Source organism: Bradyrhizobium sp. I1.14.4, assembly GCF_050435825.1.
Classification (GTDB): domain Bacteria; phylum Pseudomonadota; class Alphaproteobacteria; order Rhizobiales; family Xanthobacteraceae; genus Bradyrhizobium.
The window spans coordinates 75,363-95,463 of record NZ_JBNDLA010000021.1 but is presented as its reverse complement, the minus strand read 5'-3'; the positions used below and the strand labels follow the sequence as shown (position 1 = coordinate 95,463).

Below are 20,101 nucleotides of genomic sequence, written 5' to 3'. Positions count from 1 at the left end.
TATCGAGTTGTTTAAGGACCGGTAATGATCGGCTTAACGCAGAACCCCATTTCTATTCATCAAGTGAGTTGTCTCGCCCATGGCGCGTAAGGGAAAGGCCAATCCAGCCTCGACTGCTAAAGCTGGTGAGGCGATTACGTCGATCAAGTATTCGGCCAAACGGAAGAATATTCCGCCAGCGGGACTCGAGGCACAGGGTGTCCTAGGGAAGGCTCCGCGAATTCGCTACGAATACAATCCGCATCTTCCTACAGTCCTTCGCTCTGCGGTAGACGGCACAGCGACAGACAAACTACCGCAACTGATCGCGCTAGCGCGACAACGTGCCCTTTCGGCCGATGAAGCGAAGGTATTGGTAGATGCGCTGAGGCGGCATGAGCCGTGGCTGGAGTGGAGCGGCAAGCGAGAGAAGCTTTGGTTCGAGGTTGACCCCGTAGCGCTTCACATGCACGAGCGCATTTCCACCCAAGCCATTTTGAGAGTTTTGGCGAGAGAGGATGTCGATCGTGATCTCTTTGCCGATCCGCAGCACGAATACGCGAAAGCGGTGCAATTTTATCAGCACGATATGGATTGGGCGAACCGCATGATCTTGGGCGATTCGCTGCAAGTGATGGCGAGTCTCGCGAGGCGCGAAGACCTCGCTAACAAACTGCAGATGATCTACATCGACCCACCATACGGAATCAGATTCACATCGAATTTCCAACCGCAGCTTGGCCAACGCGACGTCAAGGACCGCGAGCAAGACCTCACTCGTGAACCGGAGATGGTTAAAGCGTACCGCGATACATGGACGCTAGGTATTCACTCCTACCTTGCCTACTTGCGTGATCGACTGGCTATGGCGAAGGAACTTTTGGCAGATACCGGCAGCATTTTTGTTCAGATAAGCGATGAAAATCTGCATCGAGTTCGGTGTCTAATGGATGAGGTGCTGGGGTCGAATAACTTCGTTTCCATGATTGGAGTTAGAAAAACAGGCGGCGCCACAAGCGTCACCCTTCCAACTGTTACCGACACTGTTTTGTGGTACGCGAAAGACATTGAGCGCATGAAGTATCGGCCGCTCTATGTCGAGAAAGAGCTGGGGGAAGAGGGGGCGGCGGAGTACTTCAATGTAGAACTCCCGAATGGGGCAGTTCGTTTGGCGTCCGAGGATGAAATATCGGGTCGAGCCAACCTTCCGGAAGGCGCGCGGATATTCGCGACGGATTCAGCGGTCTCTGACGGATTTCGAACGAATACTTCGGTGCCATTTGATTGGTCGGGAATCCACTTTGATCCGGGTAAGACCAAGAACTGGAAAACGACAATTGAAGGGATGCTCCGCCTTTGCAATGCTGGTCGGATTGTGGCTCGCGAAGGATTCCGTATCTACAAAAGATACTTCGACGACTTTCCGGTTCGATCTTTGAACAACGTTTGGATGGACGTGCGCGGCGCACTTGATCGTATTTATGTTGTCCAAACTGCAACGAAAGTGATTGAGCGCTGTCTCTTGATGGTCACAGACCCAGGTGATCTGGTGTTAGATCCGACGTGTGGAAGTGGGACAACGGCTTTTGTAGCTGAACAATGGGGCCGACGTTGGATCACTTGCGATTCCAGCCGAGTGGCGCTGGTGCTGGCCAAACACCGGCTTATGACTGCGAAGTTTGACTACCAACAGCTTCGTCCCTTGAACGCAGAAGACGTCGCACGAAATCCGAATGGGACCTGGCTCACCGACCCAACAGGTAAGGTTTCTGGCAAAGCAACGTTTCTATGTAAGGCGGTTCCTCATATCACACTCAAAAGCATCGCTCGTAACAGCTCACTCGATCCTATTTTTGCAAAATACCAGCCCGTTCTTGACCAGTTACTGGTACGGCTGAATCGTGAAGTCGCAAAGACCGGTGCCGGATTGAAGGAGAAGTTAGGAGAGAAGTTGATCCAGAAGCACCGAGAAGAAGGCGCCAATAGCATCACGGATGCCGACAAACGGCGCTGGTTGCTGCCGGACATGCAGAAGGCATTAGTCAAGTCTATACCAGCTCGCAAGCCGCTGAAGGGCATCACGCCCAGACAAGCGGATGCCTACCGTGGCCTCATCCCTAAAGCTGGTTGGAGGGAGTGGGAGGTACCTTTTGATAGCGACCCCGAGTGGCCTAGACCACTGCAGGAGGCTCTCTCCAGCTACCGCGCCGCCTGGCGGGCAAAGATGGACGACGTCAACGCTTGCATTAATGCCAATGCAAAAATGGAAGAACTCGTAGACAAACCAGAGCCGGTAAAAGGCGTGGTACGCGTGACCGGCCCCTTCACGTTGGAAGGGGTCATTGCGGTGGAGGACGGCCTCGATACCCCGATAGGTGGTGCCCCGGACGAGTTAGAGCCTTTCGACGGCGAAGCGGCGACGACAAACGCAGAGGCACATCTAGACAAAATCATTCGGCTGTTAAAGGCGAGCGGCGTTGATTTCCCAGGCAACAAGAACATGAAGTTTAGCCGACTCGATCCGATGGCTGGCGCCTCACTTCTCCATGCTGAGGGAGAATGGGTGAATGGCGATAAAAAAGATCGCCGAGTAGCTATCAGCATCGGCCCTGAAGTTGGGAATGTGTCGGCTATGCAAGTCGAGGATGCAATCCGCGCTGCAAACCGAAAAGGCTATGATGATGTAGTATTTGCTGGTTTCGGCTTTGACGCTGCCGCGCAGGAAGCAATCGAGAGCGCTAGCCATCCAAAGGTGCGACTGCACATGGCATTGATTCGTCCTGACATTGCGATGGGTAATCTTCTTAAAACCCAACCTGGCAGCCAACTTTTCACGGTTTTCAGTGCTCCGAGAGTTAAAGGTCCGACTCCTCAGGCAGACAACGAGTTCGTTGTCGAGGTAGATGGCATGGATGTCTACGATCCGGTTAGCAATACATTGTTTCCAACGGATCAGGAGCGTATCGCCGCATGGTTTCTCGATACGGATTACGACGGCCGGACTTTCTGCATCTGCCAAGCGTTCTTCCCGGACAAAACTAAATGGTCGAGATTGGCAAAGGCGCTGGGCGACGCGGACGTGATTGACGAAGACGCTTTCGATGCTCTTAGCGGATTGAAAAGTTTGCCATTCCCTCGTCCTCCGCGAATTGGGAAGGGTGAAAGTTGGCGCGTGGCTGTTAAGGTCATTGATCCACGCGGCAATGAAGGCCTACGCGTTCTTACCATCCCCTGAATGGGCGAAGCTTAAATGTCTGAAAGCCCAATTCCTATTCAGCCGGTTGAAAATCCTATTCTGTGCTCGCCCTACAACGAGCCTGATCAACATTGGCTGTACGACACCAGCACGGGTGTCCCTACCAAGGTCAAAGGTCGTCGTCCGGCGAGCTATTGGTTCAAAAGCGAACGAACCGGAACAGCCCAACAGCAGCTGGGATTCTTAGCAGAAGAGGAGAGAGACGATCTTCCGTTGGTAAATGCGCTACGCGATGATGTGCGCAGGTGGCGTGAATCCGGGTGGGAAAACGCGAGCGAGACTACGAAGAAACTACTCCGACATTGGTGGCGGGAAGACCGCACGCGGCGCCTATTCTTTTGCCAGATCGAGGCAGCGGAGACCGTCATTTACTTGAGGGAAATTCTAGCGCTCGGGAAGAAGCCTCGGTGGACCCCAAAATTGACGCTTGAGGATTTCAATGCGCTGAGCGAGGGACGAAACCCGCGTCCGACTGAGTGGATAGCGAAGGTGGCTCAGTATCCGAAGCTTTCCGACATTCCCAACGACGCAGGGATGTATCCGATCCCGCGCTACGCTTGTAAGATGGCTACAGGCAGCGGCAAGACGGTGCTGATGGCAATGCTGATTTCGTGGGCATTTTGCAATCGCGGCACTAAACCCAATGACCCGCGCTATCCCCGTCGGGCGATAGTTGTTTGCCCCAATCTGACGATCAAGGAGCGCTTAAGCGTTCTGAACGCTGGTAATCCGAACAACTACTACGACACGTTCGATATAGTTCCATCATCTATGCGGCCAGAGCTCGCCAAGGGCAAAGTATTCGTTACGAACTGGCACTGGTTTAGCCCCGAATCTGAAGTGATCAAGGTCGGTACCGTGGAAGTCGGTAAACTTGGCGCCGAAACACCAGAGGCATTTGCGAAGAATCGACTGGGTGACCTGTGGGACACTGAACCCTTAATGGTGCTGAACGACGAGGGACATCACGCTTACCGTCCGTCGCCGGTTAGCGACGACGTCAAGCTAACGCCCGAAGAAAAGGCAGACAGAGAAGAAGCAACAGTCTGGGTCAGTGGATTGGACAAGATCAACGCGGCGTGCGGGGTTGGCATTTGCATCGATCTGTCCGCCACGCCGTTCTACATTCACGGGAGCGGCTACCCAGAAGGCTCGCCCTTTCCGTGGATCGTCAGCGATTTTTCTCTTGTGGATGCCATTGAGAGTGGAATCACCAAAATTCCACGGCTGCCGGCTTTGGATAATACAGGGCGACCAGATCCAAAGTACTTCAAGCTCTGGGACCACATCACGCGAGATTTAAGAGCCGGCGAAAAGCTGACGGGGGGGAAGCCGAAGCCCGACGTCATATATCGCAAGGCAGAGGATGCATTGCTAACCCTGGCTGGCGAATGGAAAGAGCGCTGGGAACAGGTCCAGAAGTCATCGCCGGGGCAAGATCACACTCCGCCAGTCATGATCGTAGTTTGCGACAATACTAGTATCGCAGAACATTTTTATCGGGCGATTTCTGGCGAAGAATTGCTTCAAGTCGATGGTTCGGACGACGAAGACGACGATGAGGATGAGACGCCTAAGAAGAAGCGAAAAAAAGCATCGAGAGCCATCAGGAATTATGGGGCAGGGCTACCAGGCTTCCCTGAGCTCTGGAACCGTAAGGGAGCGGAGGTAACGCTCCGTATCGACTCCAAACTTTTGGCTGCTGCCGAAAGCGAGGACCCTGCAGCTACAAAAAAAGAAGCCGGTGAGGATCTTCGGAAAATCGTCTCCACTGTTGGACGTGTGGGCGAACCGGGCGAACATATTCGCTGTGTTGTGAGCGTGAACATGCTCAGCGAAGGTTGGGATGCTAATAACGTCACGCACATTCTTGGCCTGCGCGCGTTTCAAAGTCAGCTGCTTTGTGAACAAGTGGTGGGTCGAGGGCTGCGGCGAATGGATTATACCCCTGATCCGGACACCGGGCTCCTCACGGCGGAATACGTGGATATTTTTGGAGTGCCATTCTCACTCATTCCTTTCAAGGGCCGTTCTCCCGGGGGAGGCCCGTCGCCGGAAGATCGACCAAAACACGAAGTGCTCGCATTGCCCGAACGGAGAGACCTCGAAATCCGATTTCCGGTCGTCGAAGGTTATGTCGTCTCGCTGAAACGGAATTTGGTAACGTGTGATGTAGGTCAAGTCGAGCGTACGGTACTCGATCCTTGGAGCACACCAACGGCAGCATTCGTGCGACCGCAAGTTGGTTATCAGCTAGGACATCCGAGCGGGCACGGCGGGTTTGGCTTCGAACTCGTCAATCGACAGACCTATTATGACTCCGTCCATCCGCAGACCATCGAGTTTGAAATCGCGCGGGAAATCGCGAGGGCTCTGACGGACGCACATTCCACCAAGAAGCGACTACGTAGTGAGAGCAGAAGTGCGCTCTTTCCGCAGGTCCTCCGTATCGTTCAGAACTATATTCGCGATCGTGTCGACCTAAATGGGCTTCATCCCAGTGAGGTGGGTCTTCAAACCTACACCCAGCGAATCGTCGGGCTGCTGGTCGCAGCCATCACCCCAGACGATAACAAAGGCGAAACGCCCCTACTTCCAAGATTAAATCGATATAGGCCGGTCAGCAGCACAGCCGCAGTTCACTTCAAGACCGTAAAGCCCGTACAGGCCACGAGTGCGAGCCATCTCAATTTTGTCGCGTGCGACACAAACTCTTGGGAGCAAGCCGCCGTATTCCAACTTGAAAAATTGGCAAGCGAGGGAGTTGTCCACTCATACGCCCGAAATGATCGGCTAGAGTTCAATATCCCGTATGAGCTTTACGGAAATCCTCACGTGTATGAGCCGGATTTTATTGTTCGGCTCGACAATTCAGTCCACGTGGTGCTGGAAATCAAAGGCAAATCCCACGAGGATACGGATGCTAAGCATCAGGCTGCGAAGCGCTGGATCTCGGCAGTAAACTATTGGGGCAGTCTCGGCGAATGGGATTTCCTGGTCTGCCGCGATCCGCAATCGTTGGGCAAAGAGTTTGCAAGGCTGGCTGCAACACGCAAGGATCGTGTTCGCACAATGGCAGCGAATCTACAATCGAAAGCAGAAGCGGAGCTAAAACGCTTGCGCGCCCTAGGTTGGTCGCAGGCGGATTTCGCGAGAGCCTTACGCAAACTATTCGAAGAGAAGGAGCCTGATTAGCGATGTCAGGACAAGCTGTCCGCGTAGTTTTGGATACGAATCAGATCGTGGGAGCCGGGACCGGTTGGCTCGATCACGGAAGGCCCTCGCCAGATCGTAATACTCACCGCCGGATTCTTATCCGCGTGGCAGAATTTCACGCGGGTTTATACTGTGGGAAGATCATCGGTGAGTATCTTGAGAAGCTTGTAGACCTCGCCCATCCGCCGGAACGTGCGTTAAAGATGATCACGTATCTAATGGGAGCATTCGACGCGGTCACGATAATCAGCGAAGCTGCGCCCCATCCGCCGACCGATGTGGACGATGAAATATTCTTGCTGTGCGCGATTGATGGTGCGGCTAACTTCTTGGTTTCGGAAGATCACGCGTTGGTGAACTTGAAGTCGAATTATTCAAACTTTGTGATTGGTCGAAGCGCCGACTTGTTAAAGTCGTTGGGCGCCTAGACTTGAAGGTTTAAAGCATAAACCAGCGTTTATGTTTGACGGCATCCGCTTAGTGATTGTCGAGATCGCGTTAAAGCTGCTTCCGCTGTGCACTGGAAAGCAGACCTCGCTCGCGACACGCATCACGGCTCCAGTGGCCACCAGCGGACAACAAGTCTTATTCCGCGATAAAAGAAGATTTCACTTCGCCCCGACCGATTAGCTTGGAAAAACGACGATAGTCCGAATACTCAAATCGCCAGCGGCCGGCAGCAATCGCCGGGTGCACGCCAGCTTTCTCCGCCGTCTCCAACACCTCCTCCGTGCTGCTGTCTTCCTCAATCGGCTTCCAGATGGCAGGAGGAATAAGGGCGTTACGTGCAAACGCATCCGCTTCGGCTTCGATGGCTTCGGAACTCGTTACGTCTAGATCGTCAAGAATTACCTGTCGATCAGGACTCAAGTGGCAAGTCACGTGGGCAAACTCATGCAACAGCGTGAACCAGAAATTGTCCAATCGATCGTGGCGTAGAGTGAGCGCAATCACCGGGACACCATCGCTGCGGCACATTGCTGCTCCGTCGAGAAACGTTCCTGGTAGGTGTTCCAAAATGACCAATACTACGCCCATTCGATGTAACGCAGCAACGATTTGATCCTGCCAATCTGGCAAGATGCTCAGTTGAGCCAGCTCACGCGCCGCCTTTTTCGGATCGCCGATCTTCACCTTTTTGATGGTGATCTTTTCTGCGCGCACTAATGCAGCTGCACACCAAGCTTCAAGTGCCGCCATGTCCGTTTTCGCGTTCGTCCGCTCAGTCCTCGTCTTGCGCAACATAGCGACCGCCGGAGCGGAAGCCTTTGAACGCGACAAGAAGCCAGCGAGGTTCTCTTTCGTTTTCATCACGCCAAGCTTACGGAGAGCGCCCTCGGCTGCTATCGAGGTGCTTGAGGAGCCGGTGGCGGGCTCATGCTTGAACGAGCCGATAAGCGACGCAACTGGAATGCCGAGATGCTGGTGTAGCGCTCGGATCTGATCGACCGTAGGCTGTCGCTGCCCGTTGAGTACTTCTGATACGCGCGACTTGCTCCCCAGGTATGGGATCAAATCGCGTTGTGACAATCCGGTCTGCTCCATGCGGAATTTGATCGCCTGCGCGGGCGTAGCCGCTTCGATGGAATGTTGGGACCTCTCCCATCGTTCGATGAGGGCTTGCAGTACTTCAAGGTCATCACGCTCCTTTTGACTGCCATGCCCGAAAAGCGCCGCGGCACGCTTCAGTGCCGATTGGTAGTCCTCGTTCGTACGTATCGGTCGGATTGTCATGCCGCCTTGCTCCCTGTCTTGCCGGCGCGTGCCCCGCTTCCCGCACCCGCGTATTCGATGAGAATCATCTGCGCCTCACAGTCAGCCAGGAGATGGACCCGATGGCCGCTGGTGAGGGGAATTCGGACTTTGATGCCGTCGATCACCGCCGCAGGAAAGAAGTCAGCAATTTCAGCCATCGACCGCCATGCACCCGCCTCCAGTTCGGCGACAAGTGCCGGTATCGCCCCATCCAGGCCGTCCCCGGCACCATGATCAAGTTCGGCCAACTTCGATATTCCCATCAGCTTCATGGCAAACCGCGGCTCCGCCAAAAAAGAGTTCCCAAATGTGGGACGACATCTTGCGCTCGACACCGCGCCGTGCCATATGAGAATCAGTGTTCCCAAAAGTGGGATTAACACGCAGATTCGCCCGGGCCAAGGGTTTTGCTCCGCCCTCCCGTGCGCAGATTCCGGGGCATTAGCAAACGGGCGAGTAGCCCGGTAACAACGGAGTCTGCAGATGTCCCAGGACAGCAACGCCCCCAGCGACAATTCGGGGAAAGGTCACGACGACGAGGTGATGCTCGAGATCGCAACGCCGAACGGCGTCTTCCGCGGCTCGTTCGACAAGAACGATAAGGTCGAGAAAGTGATCGCGGAAGTGGTCAAAGACCGCGATCTCGCCGAGGGCGATGCTTTCGAGCTCTACTTCGGCGACATCGACCTCGAGCCCGTCAACCGTCCCCTCGTGAGTTTCGGCATCAAGAAGGGCAAGTACAAGCTGACGCTGGTCGCCACCGGTTCGGGGGTCTGATCATCTTGACCAGCCCCGCTGCCCTTTTGGTGAAGGTTGAGATCGATGCGCTCCGGGCGAATGCCAGCCTCATGGGCTGGTCTTTCGAGCAGATCGATGACCTGATTTTCGTCCTCGGGCTCCCGGCCAAGGACGGGATCGCCTACCACCTGCGCGTCAGGTGTGACGGATACAACGCCACACCTCCCGCCTGGCACTGGTTCAACCCGGCGACCGGCAAGATCGACGATCAGCGGGATACGCCCCGCGGCGGCAATTTTTTTCACGGCAATGGCGTGATCTGCGCGCCGTGGAATCGCCTCGCATACACCCCGGTCGATTCGCGCGGTCCGCACTCAGATTGGGAGATCGGCGCTTGGCAGAACAATCCGCATACCGGGGCGTGCCGCACCCTGAGCGCCATGGCCCTGCGCATCGCCCACGAGCTGATCAAGAAATACGAAGGCAGGCTGGCAGCATGATCGGAGACTGGCTCAAGCGTGCCCTTGGTTGCAAGCCGAAGGACATGCCGATCGCGATACGGCCGGCTAAGTTTCTGATCCCCGTCAACGTGCTCGACGACCTGATGACCGCTCTGACCCGGTCGCAACGGCAGCGGCATGAGGGGATCGCCTATCTTCTTGGTCGGTCCGATGGCAGCGTCACTCTAGCCGTAGCGGTCTTCGCACCAGAAGCGCTGACGACGTCAGGCAGCTTCCACGTTCAGACGCGGGCTATGATTTCCTGCATGAGCGCTGCGGCACGCTTCGAGTTGCAGGTGGTTGCTCAAGTCCACACCCATCCTGGCCACGCTTATCACAGTGATGGCGACGTCGAGGGAGCAAAAATCCGTTACCCTGGATACGTATCAATCGTACTGCCGGACTATGGGCGGCATCTGCCGTTACTGGCCGGCGCAGCCGCCTACATTTGGCAGAAAACGTCCGGCTGGACCAAGCTTTCAGATGACGACCTTATCATTATTCCGACAGGCGGCCCATGGACCAGCAACAGTTTTACAACGAGCTGAACGATCGCATGCGACGTTACGGCGCTTCGCCGCTCGATCCAGCGCAGCCCATCACGATCACCGTGTCGCCCGAGTACCTTGCAAGTTATGACGGGCAGGTGGCAGCGCTCGTCGCTTGTAATCTGTTGGGACGCCTATCACCCTCTGTGCAAATCGGATTCCCCGACGTCGCCATTCACCCGAGATTGCCGTGGGCTGGTCGTCCGCTTGTTAAACACGCCCTCGACGGCATGCGGGCCGCCGATCCGTTCGGCAGCTATAGCCAACGTCCCGTAGCAGCGGGCGACATTCGCTTCCATCTCGGCCCGGAAGGACACGAGACTGTCGTGCACGGCTCTGGATGGAACGCCTATATAGGCGAAAGCCATTCGCCACTCCCCTTGATCGCGTCGGACATCGGCGTCGGTGCAGCGCTGGCCGTGGTTCTTGGCGCTGCCCATCTCTTCCGCACACGCTTCGGGGCCGTGACGGCTCCCTTTACCTGCAACGCTTGGAACTGGACTAACGCCTCCAGCCCGATCGAATTCTCTCCAATCGGCATTTCTCTCGGGCACGTAATGACAGTCGGCATCGGCTCCGTGGGGTCGGCGGCGAATTTCTTTCTAGCCATCGCTACTCGCAACTTCCGCTCCAGCCTAATCGACCACGATCATGTCGGGATTCATAACATCACCCGCTCACCGATCTTTACCGATGCACATGCCGATATCAATCTCGCAAAGGTAGATGCAGTCGCCGCCTTTCTACGCGGGGCCGGCGTTGAAAACGTAGTGACCGATTCGATCACATTGCATGAATCGACGTTATGGAATTCCCGAGAGGCCGGCTCTATCGACGTTCTGATATCGGCAGCCAATGAGTTCAACGTGCGCTACCACATCGAAATGGGTTTTCCGCCGATACAGCTATACGCCACCACCGGCCGAAACTGGCAAGCGACCTTGATGCGACATCCGCCGGGCGCGAAAGCGTGCTCGCTCTGCGTATTCCCGCCCGCTGAGAAGTTCGCTCCCACTCTTTGCGCTACGGACAGTTCCGTGGCCCGACATGCGACAGTCGAGGAAAGTCACACAGACGCAGCGCTACCATTCCTTTCGTTCGCCGCTGGACTTATGACAGCAGCAGAGGTTCTGAAGCTCACAGCTCCTGGCTACCCGTTTTCGTCCGAACGGATGATGTTCAGCCTTAGAGGCCAGCCATTTTTGGCCGGCACGCCGATTTCGCATCGTGCTGGATGCCTGTGTGAGGGACGCCATAAGGGGGTCCATCAAGCAGCAATCGCGAACTCGCGTTACGCTAAGTTAGAGAGCTAGCGCACGTTGGGCGGCGAATCCCGACGTTGATGGAACGACAACGAAAATTATTTCGATTTGAGAAGAACTGCGATTTCGGCAGCCTTCTTCTCAAGATAGGAGCCATGGCAGGGCGAATAGCCGCCAGGCTCAACACCAACCCATTCCGCTGGAAGTAAACAGGCCAATGGTCCTGATCCTCCCCCATATTGTCCCACAGCGTCAATTTCTGCTTGAAGCTCTTGAGCTTGGAAATTCTCGAGCCCGGTCTTAATCGCTAACTGTGCTAGTCCCTGGTCAGTCATATCTTCAACCCTGGAAGCGCTGGCCTCCTTCAGCTTGATAGCATTGTTGAGCAGCCTTCCGTTGAGTGCGCCCAACTGATCGGCATAGAATCCGCTCGAGGCATTGGCGATGGCAAGTGAAGCAACGAACTGCTTGATGCAGGCGACTGTTGCGGCGGGACCCCTCTTAGACCCTAGGTCATCCTTGACCGTGCGGATTCGGAGCTGATCGCTCTTTGAGGTTGCTCCAGCTTCGGCAGCCTGCAACCGGCCTAACACCTTATCTTGGTAGAGCCCCACGACCTCGCGACACTGGGCGAATGCTTTGGCGAAGACCGGCTTTGCCAGGATGGTGGCATTCATCCACTCGGAAAATTCTACTACTGACCTGTCGGGACCCCCGAATGTGGGATGTGCGACGGACTCGACTCCGGCGGCGCTGTTACAAAACTCCTGTATTGCCGTGAGCCTCGGATCGGACGGGCGAACACCTGCCGCTATGAGCGCCTCCAGGTTCGAGCCCTGCTCCTGACGAAGTTGGTTATCAACACAGGTCCGAAAAACAGGTGGGAGTGCATTCCACATCCGAGCAGCAATGCTTTGCTGTTGCGCCGATGCGGCCGTGCCGCAAAGCAGCAAAGAGGCGACCAGAAAAATCGAAATTTTGGACTTCATGCTTTCCTCCAATCAGCCAATTTTGTCGATTTAAAGCGGTGGGTCAATAAACGACAGCCTGATCATTTTGGCCCATGGATTGGCGCCAGGTGGTTGCGGCTAACTTGCGGAGGATTCGGCGAGAACGTGGCTTCTCGCAGGAGACGCTGGCATATGAGGCCGACATCAATCGCACCTACATCAGCAAGCTTGAGAAAGGGGCGACCTGGGTAGGTCTGGAGATCCTAGTGAAGCTGTCGACGGTACTTCAGGCCGAACCAGCCGATTTTCTCCAGCGTCCCGCCCGGAAAGCGGCCAGGAAGGCTTAATGCCCACGACTCTTCTCCGGAGGACGACTGCGGAGCATCAGAAGCAGCATAATCAAGCTGCTCGTCGTGAGCTGCAGCACAGTGACACTGAAGGCCAATAGTGCGCTTCCCGTTCTCTTCCAGTTGTACCAGCCGCACCAGCACTGGCTGCCCAGAGCGACCAGTCCGGCAGCGTAGAGAACGGTGGCGTTGGGTTCTGCATGTGATCCATTCGGCTGGAGAGCAACTGCAAGACAGGCCAGTCCGATAGCCGCCCCCTCGGAAAGAAGTGACACATAGGTCGAAGTCAGTGACCAGTAGCCAAGTCCGAGTAGGTGGAGCGCCCTCACAGTCACAATGATCCAAACGAGGAATGTGACTGGACCCGAGAGGAAGGCCAGAGCGCGAAGGAGCGGACTCTCTGAGACGATCGAAACGAACACGACGTACGGCGCTGCTGTCACGCTGAACACGAGACAGAGCGCCGCAATGATCGGGTAGTGCGAGTGAGGTGCAGGCCTTGACATTCGGCTACTCTGAATGAGCTAGCCCTTGCCTGCCTTCTTGTCCTTCGCAGTCTTGAAGTTCGACCTCACTGCATTTGCGCAGGCAGCCAGTGCTTCGTCCATGCCGCCGGCAACAGCGATCGTCTTGATCTGGTCCAACTGCTCGACGAGATCGTCCCAACTTGACGCCTTCAGAGTGCTCTTTCCCTTGTCGAGCTCCAGGGGCGTCCGCCCATACTTCAAGCCGAAAAATATTGCGCCGTTCTCAACCCAAAAGCTTTCCCGGCTGATCCTCTTCCCCTCTCTGAAAAGAGAAATCTTCGTGATCTGCTGATCGATGCTCGACGTAAACTTGTTGCGTCGCTTCAGCACCGGGGTAGTCGCACTTGGACGTTGCGTTGCAACCAAAGTCAATGCGCGTGCCATGATGGGCTCCTTCGTTATTGATGGAGCCGCCGTCTTCTGAATTCGACACTTGGGCAACAGCGATTTGGGTCAAAAATTTCGCCCAGTAGCCGAAGGCGTTATCAGCAGAATTTCTAAATATCTCCGTTGGGGCTGACATCGACTGTCAGTCCGCAATCCCAATTCGCAACGAAAACGGAGATCATATCTACATGGCAACAGCGCCACCGCTCTGGGAACCAGAGCGCACTCTTACTCCTTCCCTTTCGGTCCCGCAGGAAGCTTCCAATCGTAAGCCGAAATATCGCGACCGCCATCGAAACGGCGTCTCGACCGATGTTATCGAATGGCTCAAACAGAACGAGCCAGCCAACTTTCTCGAATTGATGGACTTGCGAAAGGCCCTTTATGCCCGACGCACTACGGGAAAATACCGAGTCAGGCTTTGCGGCCTCAATTTGATGGGCGAGCAGAAACTACTGCTAACCGGCCCGGCCGGTGCGGTCCTGATCCTCAGTGAGAAGGCGCGCCACTTGCTTCTTCGAACGCTGTGTAGACTTCGCAAGGCTCGACGTTGGCAGCCCATTCGATACCGATGATGCCGTCCGAGCAGGCATGCCGGGAGCAATTGGCTCGCCTGATAAACACGATGCCATTCATCGCGCCGGCAGCAGTGACCCTTACGATGAAAAAGCGCTACGGAGCACGTTCGGCCGATGACATCGTTGCTTCTGAGAATTTCAGGCACTTCCGCAACAGACTTGAACACTCACTACTCGGGAGCGCAGTCAAGCGATATGGCAAGCGCTTGCTGATGATCGTGGTGCTCGAAACTAGCGCGGACAATCGGCTGCATTATCACTGCATCATCGACCGCCCATACCATTGCACTTTCGGCCGCTTTGATGCCGTGCTGCGTGAACAATGGGCGAAGACAGATTTTGGGTATCGGCAGATCGATGTACAAGACCAGCCGGACGAAGGCTGGACAGATTACCTCCTCAAGCGGCGCCAGAAGCGTTCGCTGTTCGATTCTATAGATTGGGCCAATTGCCAACTGATTGCTGAGTGAAGTCTCCTCTCAGGCAACCGATCGTTTATTTTTTCAGGCAGGAGGCGTTCCCCCGTGGTGACGCTTCAATAGCTAACTGTAGCCCAATGGAAGTAACGTAGAGAGCAACGATTCAAAAGCAGAGTACCGAAGGCGCGGTCTTTGGATACCAAAAATACGAAGTCTATGATCAGAATGCCTCAGGTACCTGAAGGCCGCTGAGTCCGGCAGGCCTACAAAGGACCACCGCAATCGATTCGAAGTGCGAACCGGACTGGCAACTTGATTTTCGCCGAAGGGCGTTCCGAACGACGCTTCAACAGTTGATTGGGTTCTAATAGACTTCGGCAGCGAGAGACCAAGAGGTGATGCGAAGTGACCAAGAAGCCCTTGAAGAAAGCGTCGGAAGGACCCAAGCGGCAACATAGCCGCAACTTCCGGGATGAGTTATTCGAGTTCTTGGCGGAAGTGAAGCAAGGGATCGAAGAAGGGGACGATTGGGAGCGCGAGTTCAAGCCACACGTACCAGACGAAGACAGTGCTCCGGGTCTGGTCGAGATGTTCAATAGAGCAGGCCTCGACATCAATAAACCCGGGCACTGGCAGTTCATGCTGGTAGCTGTCGTAAACGCCTATGCGAAGTATTGGACACGCGTGACGACGGATTGGACTGAGAGTGACAAGAATCAGTTTCTTCGTGACGTAATCGCCCAGCGCATAGAGGGCGAGAACAACCGTCGAGGCCTACTTTGTGAAAGCCTCCACGACAGCAAACCGGATGAATACCCAGCAACAGGCGAGAGCCTACGCATCCAGCTTCAGGAAATTTTGAGGGAGAAGAGAGGCCGCATAGCGAACGGCACGGCCTCGGAAGAAGATGTTGAGCTACTGAACCTATTCGACGGTTAGGATTGCATACAGGTCGTGTAGGAGCAGACTGCAATATCCTACACGACGCAGCCCCCACTCATCGATACGACTATCAGCACCGAAACCAACCAAAAAGGTGTTGATATGCAAGTACTTACTGAAGAACAATCCCTCGAAGCATCGGCCAACCTTTGCACCGACGGTGCAAAACAGGGGTTACTCACCGGTGACGATGTGGCCGCTTGCGAGGCCAGCAATCCAGCCAATTTCGCGAGACGATTCGTCGCCCATCGTGCTGCGAGCATTGAAGAGGAAGTGTCGAGCACGGTCGTTCTGTCGGAAGGCCTGACGGCATTCGCGGCCGACGAGGCGTTGATGAAGGAATTCCTTTTGGAGCTTGCCAGAGCAAAGGTCCTCACGGCAGCGGAGGTCGCAGAAGGCGTGACTGCCAAGACGTCAAACTCGACGATCTCCAGGCTGAAGAAGATCAAGCAGAACGCGAAGGTTATTCTGCATCCCAAGATCCTTCCATATGTTCAGCCCGGCTATTCGGTGCTGTACGAGATGGCACTTCTCTATGAAGCCATGGAAGATATTCGGGGCATCGAGGATGCTGACGCCGCAATTGCGAAGCTGCACGAGCTGCTCGCAAGCAGCGATGGGCCAGCGACACGCCAGTGGCTGAAGGGCGAACGTAGCAAACTCTGTCCGCCGGCGCCTGCCAAGTCTTCAAAGGTGTCGCAGCAGCAGACCGCAAACGAAAGCCGCGCAGGGAGCCCACACTCTGAATCAGCAGCTCAACGGGATGAAGTCGTCCAGAGCGAAACCGGCACAGTGGTCGGTGGCGCCGAGGCTGATCCGACTGATCCCGATGATGATGAGTTGGTGGGCAGCACTGTCATATTTACCCCGGGCTGTTCCGCGTTCTTGGTCCGAGATCATCTGGTACGGGTGCTCGATCTCGCTGAGAGCATTGGCGACGATGCTGTTCTTCTCGTTCAAGGCAGCAAGAGTTCACTGCAACAGGTCAGAAGGTCGATTCTGAAAAAGATTGCAGCAACCAATGTCCACCTAATCACCAACTCCCCCGAGAATGGGTGGATGATCGCGGACGAAGAGCCGGCCGCGTAACCCGAACCATAGTCTAAAACTCCAACGCTATGCACGATCGACCGAGGGCATGAATGCCCTCGGCTTGCGTGCCTATCGCGCAAAGAAAGACGAATTCGACATGACACCAGAAGAGAGATTTCGAGAACACGTGCTCGCTAACATCGAAACGGCAGAGAGCCAAATCGACTATTCATTCTTCGGCCTTCGCGAGTTGATCGAGCTGCACGGTGCCGTATCAGTCGCCAAGATGCTGGTCGATATGAATAACGTGCTCAAGCCGTACGACGGATTCCAAGTGCTCGCGGAACACGATCTCGAGCATCTTTCAGTGGAGCAGGCGATCATCGACTTTGCCGACTCGGACATGTTCACAGCAGCGGAAGTCCAGACAGCCAAAACGCGGTTGGCTATCCACAAGCGCAGGAAACTCCGAGAGCGGAGCGAGTGAACCCAATGGACATTATACCTGAAGAATCGGCTGACATCGCCGAGCACACTGAGCACCCTGCGTCGTCAGAATCAAAGATGAAGCAGGGTCGAGAAGCGTTCCTGTTGGCTACTAACAGTGCGCTGATCGCTGAGCGGCCTACCGGGCCAAAGGCTCAATTCTCAATCGACCGAGACGACGTACGGGACGATCTGAAGCGGGACACGCATTATCTGATCCTCGGTTTCGACACCGAGTATCAGCAGTTGCAGGAATTCTACACGAACAAAGAGGTGCGAGATCGATTGGCAAAGTACGAAGTCCTCTCGTACCAGTTTTACGCTATCAATCACACTGGCGTCGAATGGTCAGGCATTGCCATTCCTGAACCAGGCCGTCGCCTGTCGTTCACTGAATTTTTGGTGTATGCGCTCGGCAAAGGAACGATGCTTGGGGAGCAGATCCCGAAGACAATCATTCTCGTCGGGCACTATAATCGTGCTGACGTGCCCGCCTTTGACGATACAAAGCAAATATTTCCTCGGCTGAAAAACGTTCGGAACTCGCTTGTGTCACTTGGCGTGCCGATCAAGGTACGAATCGCGTTCAGTGATACGAGGGATGACCATGCAGACGTCAACGTCTACGTTCGCGATACCATCCTGCTGACAGCGGCCAATCGGAAGAGCCTAAGCAAGATCGCGCCGTTGGTCGGTGTCGAAAAAATCAAGCTTGCCGATACCGACGAGGAGGATCGAGAGCTCAAGAAGCTGATGAAGCTTGTGAGAGCTGACGATTGGCAGTTGTTTCGTGAGTATGCGCTCCTCGACGCCGAAATCTGCGCCCGTTACTACAAAAGGCTCGCGGATACCGTCGCCGACATCACAGGCGATTTCGCGCCGACAGCACTTTCCTCGATTGGCATGAAGCTCCTCATCAACGATTGGGAAAAGAGGGAACTCGATCCAGTCGAAGTGGTCGGCCGTGAACGCGTGGAGGAGAAGGTCTACGACGACAAACGGCACATTTTCCGCACCGAAAAGAGCGAGCCGTTCATTCAAGAGCTTCACTACTGGATCGATTTTGCAACCGATTGCTACCACGGTGGTCGCAATGAACAACTGTGGTTCGGCCCGAGCCCAGTCGGCGTCTATTCAGACTACGACCTTTCTGGTGCGTACCCCACCGTCATGGCTGGTATTGGTCGGCCTCGATGGACGGAGGCGCATTCTGTCAGAGCATTTTCTGAAATCGGGCCTGATGATCTCGGCCTTGTATGGGTCGATTTCGAGTTTCCCGCCTCTACCCGATACCCCGTCCTGCCGGTTCGATCCCAGAATGGCATCATTTTCCCGCTCAAGGGACGCAGTTGCTGCGTGATGCCGGAGATCGAGCTTGCGCGCCAAATGGGGTGCCGGCTCAATCTGCTGCTCGGCATCAGCATCCCCAGGGATGTGAATGACAGGATTTTCTTTCCATTCATCAAGCAGTCAATAGCGAACAGGTTCGCCGCTCGGGACGCTGGCAGCGAGTTTGACGAAGCGTTCTGGAAGGAGGCGACGAACTCCTGTTATGGCAAGACGGCACAGGGGCTCAGGGACAAGCGAGTCTTTAATCTCAGGACAAGGCGCGGCCAACGGGTATCTCCGAGTCCGATAACCAATCCTTTTCTGGCGGCCGAGATTACATCCGGTGTGCGCGCAGTTGTGGGTGAAATTATGAACCTCATCCCCGCGCACCGAATGGTCTTCAGCGTCACAACAGATGGGTTCATTACTGATGCGACAGAGGATGAGATGGCTGTCGCTAAGGCTGGTCCTCTCGCGCGAAAATTCGGCCGTCTTCGCCAAGAACTGACGGGCATCGATGACACTCTAAAGGAGAAGCATTCTGTCCGGCAGCTACTTGGCTGGCGAACCAGAGGCCAAGCAACGTTGCGGCCGGGCGAGGCGACCAGAGAAGAATCAATCGTATTGGCTCGCGCCGGCATTAAACCACCGATCTTCTCTACGGAACTCGACGAGCAGAACGATTATATCGTCCAGACTTTCCTCGATCGATCGGCGACGAGCCAGATCGATTTTCAGGTGCACACGAGCATCCGGGAGACGATCCTGTGGGACGCTGACCTCGTCTCGAAGAAAATCCCGCGCCGCATCAGCATGGAATTCGACTTCAAACGAAAGCCCCACGCAGTGGCTATGCTGTCCGGCGAGGTCTTGCCGCTCGGGCGCAAGTTCGAACACGTTGCGTTTAGCACGAGGCCCTGGGAGACCATCGAGGAGTTCAACAAGCTGCGCCGGTTTTGGGACGATCACTGGAGTACGAACCGCCGATGCATCAAGACAGTCGGGGACTTTCGAGACTTCGCGCGGTTCTTCGATATGATTGCTGGACTGGACGCGAAGGACGCGCCGTATCTCAAACGGACTCCAACCGCTGATGTCAGCAGACTGCAGAGAGATCTCTGTCGCGCATTCAAGCACGGCAAGGCGGGTCTGGCGGCCTACCAATCAATGTCGGCAGCGGATTTTGCGGCAGTTCTGAATGAAGTCGGGCTCAAGGACTACGGCATCGTGACTACGAGGGCGACCGTCGAGAACGGCAAGCGGACTGCCTTCAAACCGCACACAACACCTCGAACGGCTCGGATTTTTCAGATGCTGGAGAGATTGACGGAAAGGTTACCGAACCTTGAATCCGCAGCCATTCTGACCAAGTCGATGATTGGTTACGAACTTGAAGAGGCGCTGTCGGCCTCATGTCCGTTTATCGATCGGGTCCAGGCGAGTCGTTCTCTGGATGGGAATTATCGCGACAATGCAGACGAGGGCGGCGCCTCCGTAAGTTTGTATTGATCTATCCCGTACGTCACTTTTACGGACCCTCGCCAGTGACGTAACGACAGTCAATCAGGGGTCGGCAGTCCAACTGCGGTCCCAATCAGATCGTCCCGCAATACAGCGGGGCGATCTTTTTTTCGGTCTGCGATCTGATTCTTAGACCATTGCCCTGCGAATTTCTCGCAAGATAGTTTCGGCGGTGTTTCTCCTTACATCGGTCCGCTCTCTAACACTGGCCGCGAGATTGTAACCCAACTCTTTTTCGGCTGCGGACAACTCCTTTGCGGCAATTGCCTCGGCCGCCTTGAGCCCATCGATGAAGTCCTTTGAATGCGGCAACCTTATAACCTCCAGGT

17 protein-coding genes are annotated in these 20,101 nt (G+C 55.3%); 13 read left to right on the top strand and 4 right to left on the bottom strand.

Features of this window, described 5'->3' with window-relative positions; translation table 11 throughout:
* The first annotated feature begins 79 nt into the window (after nucleotides 1–79).
* Genes ABIB78_RS30095 through ABIB78_RS30085 form a run of 3 tightly spaced genes read left to right on the top strand, consistent with a single transcriptional unit; the run spans nucleotide 80 to nucleotide 6,879 of the window.
* Nucleotides 80–3,214, top strand: coding sequence for a site-specific DNA-methyltransferase (locus tag ABIB78_RS30095; RefSeq protein ID WP_429031139.1), 3,135 nt, complete (start codon nucleotides 80–82; stop codon nucleotides 3,212–3,214).
* 15 nt (nucleotides 3,215–3,229) lie between these two features.
* Entirely contained in the window at nucleotides 3,230–6,430 is a 3,201-nt protein-coding gene (locus ABIB78_RS30090) for a DEAD/DEAH box helicase (protein WP_429031136.1), read from the top strand.
* A 2-nt stretch (nucleotides 6,431–6,432) separates the two neighbouring features.
* Complete coding sequence (locus ABIB78_RS30085) at nucleotides 6,433–6,879, top strand: PIN domain-containing protein (RefSeq protein WP_429031134.1); 447 nt, start codon at nucleotides 6,433–6,435, stop codon at nucleotides 6,877–6,879.
* 157 nt (nucleotides 6,880–7,036) lie between these two features.
* Here ABIB78_RS30085 and ABIB78_RS30080 read toward each other — a convergent pair whose 3' ends face one another.
* Nucleotides 7,037–8,185, bottom strand: coding sequence for an ImmA/IrrE family metallo-endopeptidase (locus ABIB78_RS30080; RefSeq protein ID WP_429031131.1), 1,149 nt, complete (start codon nucleotides 8,183–8,185; stop codon nucleotides 7,037–7,039).
* Nucleotides 8,182–8,478, bottom strand: coding sequence for a hypothetical protein (locus ABIB78_RS30075; RefSeq protein ID WP_429031129.1), 297 nt, complete (start codon nucleotides 8,476–8,478; stop codon nucleotides 8,182–8,184). Before ABIB78_RS30075 ends, ABIB78_RS30080 begins: the two co-directional genes overlap by 4 nt.
* 211 nt (nucleotides 8,479–8,689) lie before the next feature.
* Here ABIB78_RS30075 and ABIB78_RS30070 point away from each other — a divergent pair, with 211 nt between their 5' ends.
* Genes ABIB78_RS30070 through ABIB78_RS30055 form a run of 4 tightly spaced genes read left to right on the top strand, consistent with a single transcriptional unit; the run spans nucleotide 8,690 to nucleotide 11,305 of the window.
* Nucleotides 8,690–8,983, top strand: a complete 294-nt coding sequence (locus tag ABIB78_RS30070) for a hypothetical protein (RefSeq protein WP_429031128.1) — start codon at nucleotides 8,690–8,692, stop codon at nucleotides 8,981–8,983.
* A gap of 5 nt (nucleotides 8,984–8,988) precedes the next feature.
* Nucleotides 8,989–9,444 (top strand): hypothetical protein, encoded by a 456-nt coding sequence (locus tag ABIB78_RS30065; RefSeq protein WP_429031125.1) that lies wholly within the window; start codon nucleotides 8,989–8,991, stop codon nucleotides 9,442–9,444.
* Nucleotides 9,441–9,992, top strand: coding sequence for a Mov34/MPN/PAD-1 family protein (locus tag ABIB78_RS30060; protein WP_429031123.1), 552 nt, complete (start codon nucleotides 9,441–9,443; stop codon nucleotides 9,990–9,992). The genes ABIB78_RS30065 and ABIB78_RS30060 overlap by 4 nt, the downstream gene beginning before the upstream one ends.
* Complete coding sequence (locus ABIB78_RS30055; protein ID WP_429031120.1) at nucleotides 9,962–11,305, top strand: ThiF family adenylyltransferase; 1,344 nt, start codon at nucleotides 9,962–9,964, stop codon at nucleotides 11,303–11,305. The genes ABIB78_RS30060 and ABIB78_RS30055 overlap by 31 nt, the downstream gene beginning before the upstream one ends.
* Before the next feature lie 47 nt (nucleotides 11,306–11,352).
* On the opposite strand, the gene ABIB78_RS30050 is transcribed toward ABIB78_RS30055, so the two are convergent.
* Nucleotides 11,353–12,243 carry a hypothetical protein gene (locus ABIB78_RS30050; protein WP_429031118.1) on the bottom strand — a complete coding sequence of 297 codons (891 nt, stop codon included), beginning with the start codon at nucleotides 12,241–12,243 and terminating at the stop codon, nucleotides 11,353–11,355.
* Nucleotides 12,244–12,317: 74 nt separating this feature from the next.
* On the opposite strand from ABIB78_RS30050, the gene ABIB78_RS30045 reads away from it, so the two are divergent.
* Entirely contained in the window at nucleotides 12,318–12,551 is a 234-nt protein-coding gene (locus ABIB78_RS30045) for a helix-turn-helix domain-containing protein (RefSeq protein ID WP_429031115.1), read from the top strand.
* A 524-nt stretch (nucleotides 12,552–13,075) separates the two neighbouring features.
* Here ABIB78_RS30045 and ABIB78_RS30040 read toward each other — a convergent pair.
* On the bottom strand, nucleotides 13,076–13,462 hold the full coding sequence (locus ABIB78_RS30040; RefSeq protein WP_429031113.1) for a hypothetical protein: 387 nt from the start codon (nucleotides 13,460–13,462) through the stop codon (nucleotides 13,076–13,078).
* A 577-nt stretch (nucleotides 13,463–14,039) separates the two neighbouring features.
* Here ABIB78_RS30040 and ABIB78_RS30035 point away from each other — a divergent pair.
* The 5 genes from ABIB78_RS30035 to ABIB78_RS30015 all read left to right on the top strand — a co-directional run bounded on the left by ABIB78_RS30035 (nucleotide 14,040) and on the right by ABIB78_RS30015 (nucleotide 19,760).
* Nucleotides 14,040–14,513, top strand: a complete 474-nt coding sequence (locus ABIB78_RS30035) for a rolling circle replication-associated protein (RefSeq protein ID WP_429031110.1) — start codon at nucleotides 14,040–14,042, stop codon at nucleotides 14,511–14,513.
* Between the two features lie 354 nt (nucleotides 14,514–14,867).
* Complete coding sequence (locus ABIB78_RS30030; RefSeq protein WP_429031108.1) at nucleotides 14,868–15,401, top strand: hypothetical protein; 534 nt, start codon at nucleotides 14,868–14,870, stop codon at nucleotides 15,399–15,401.
* A 105-nt stretch (nucleotides 15,402–15,506) separates the two neighbouring features.
* Nucleotides 15,507–16,493 (top strand): hypothetical protein, encoded by a 987-nt coding sequence (locus ABIB78_RS30025; protein ID WP_429031105.1) that lies wholly within the window; start codon nucleotides 15,507–15,509, stop codon nucleotides 16,491–16,493.
* A 49-nt stretch (nucleotides 16,494–16,542) separates the two neighbouring features.
* Complete coding sequence (locus ABIB78_RS30020; RefSeq protein WP_429031102.1) at nucleotides 16,543–16,923, top strand: hypothetical protein; 381 nt, start codon at nucleotides 16,543–16,545, stop codon at nucleotides 16,921–16,923.
* 5 nt (nucleotides 16,924–16,928) lie between these two features.
* On the top strand, nucleotides 16,929–19,760 hold the full coding sequence (locus tag ABIB78_RS30015) for a DNA polymerase (RefSeq protein WP_429031100.1): 2,832 nt from the start codon (nucleotides 16,929–16,931) through the stop codon (nucleotides 19,758–19,760).
* Nucleotides 19,761–20,101: the final 341 nt, after the last annotated feature.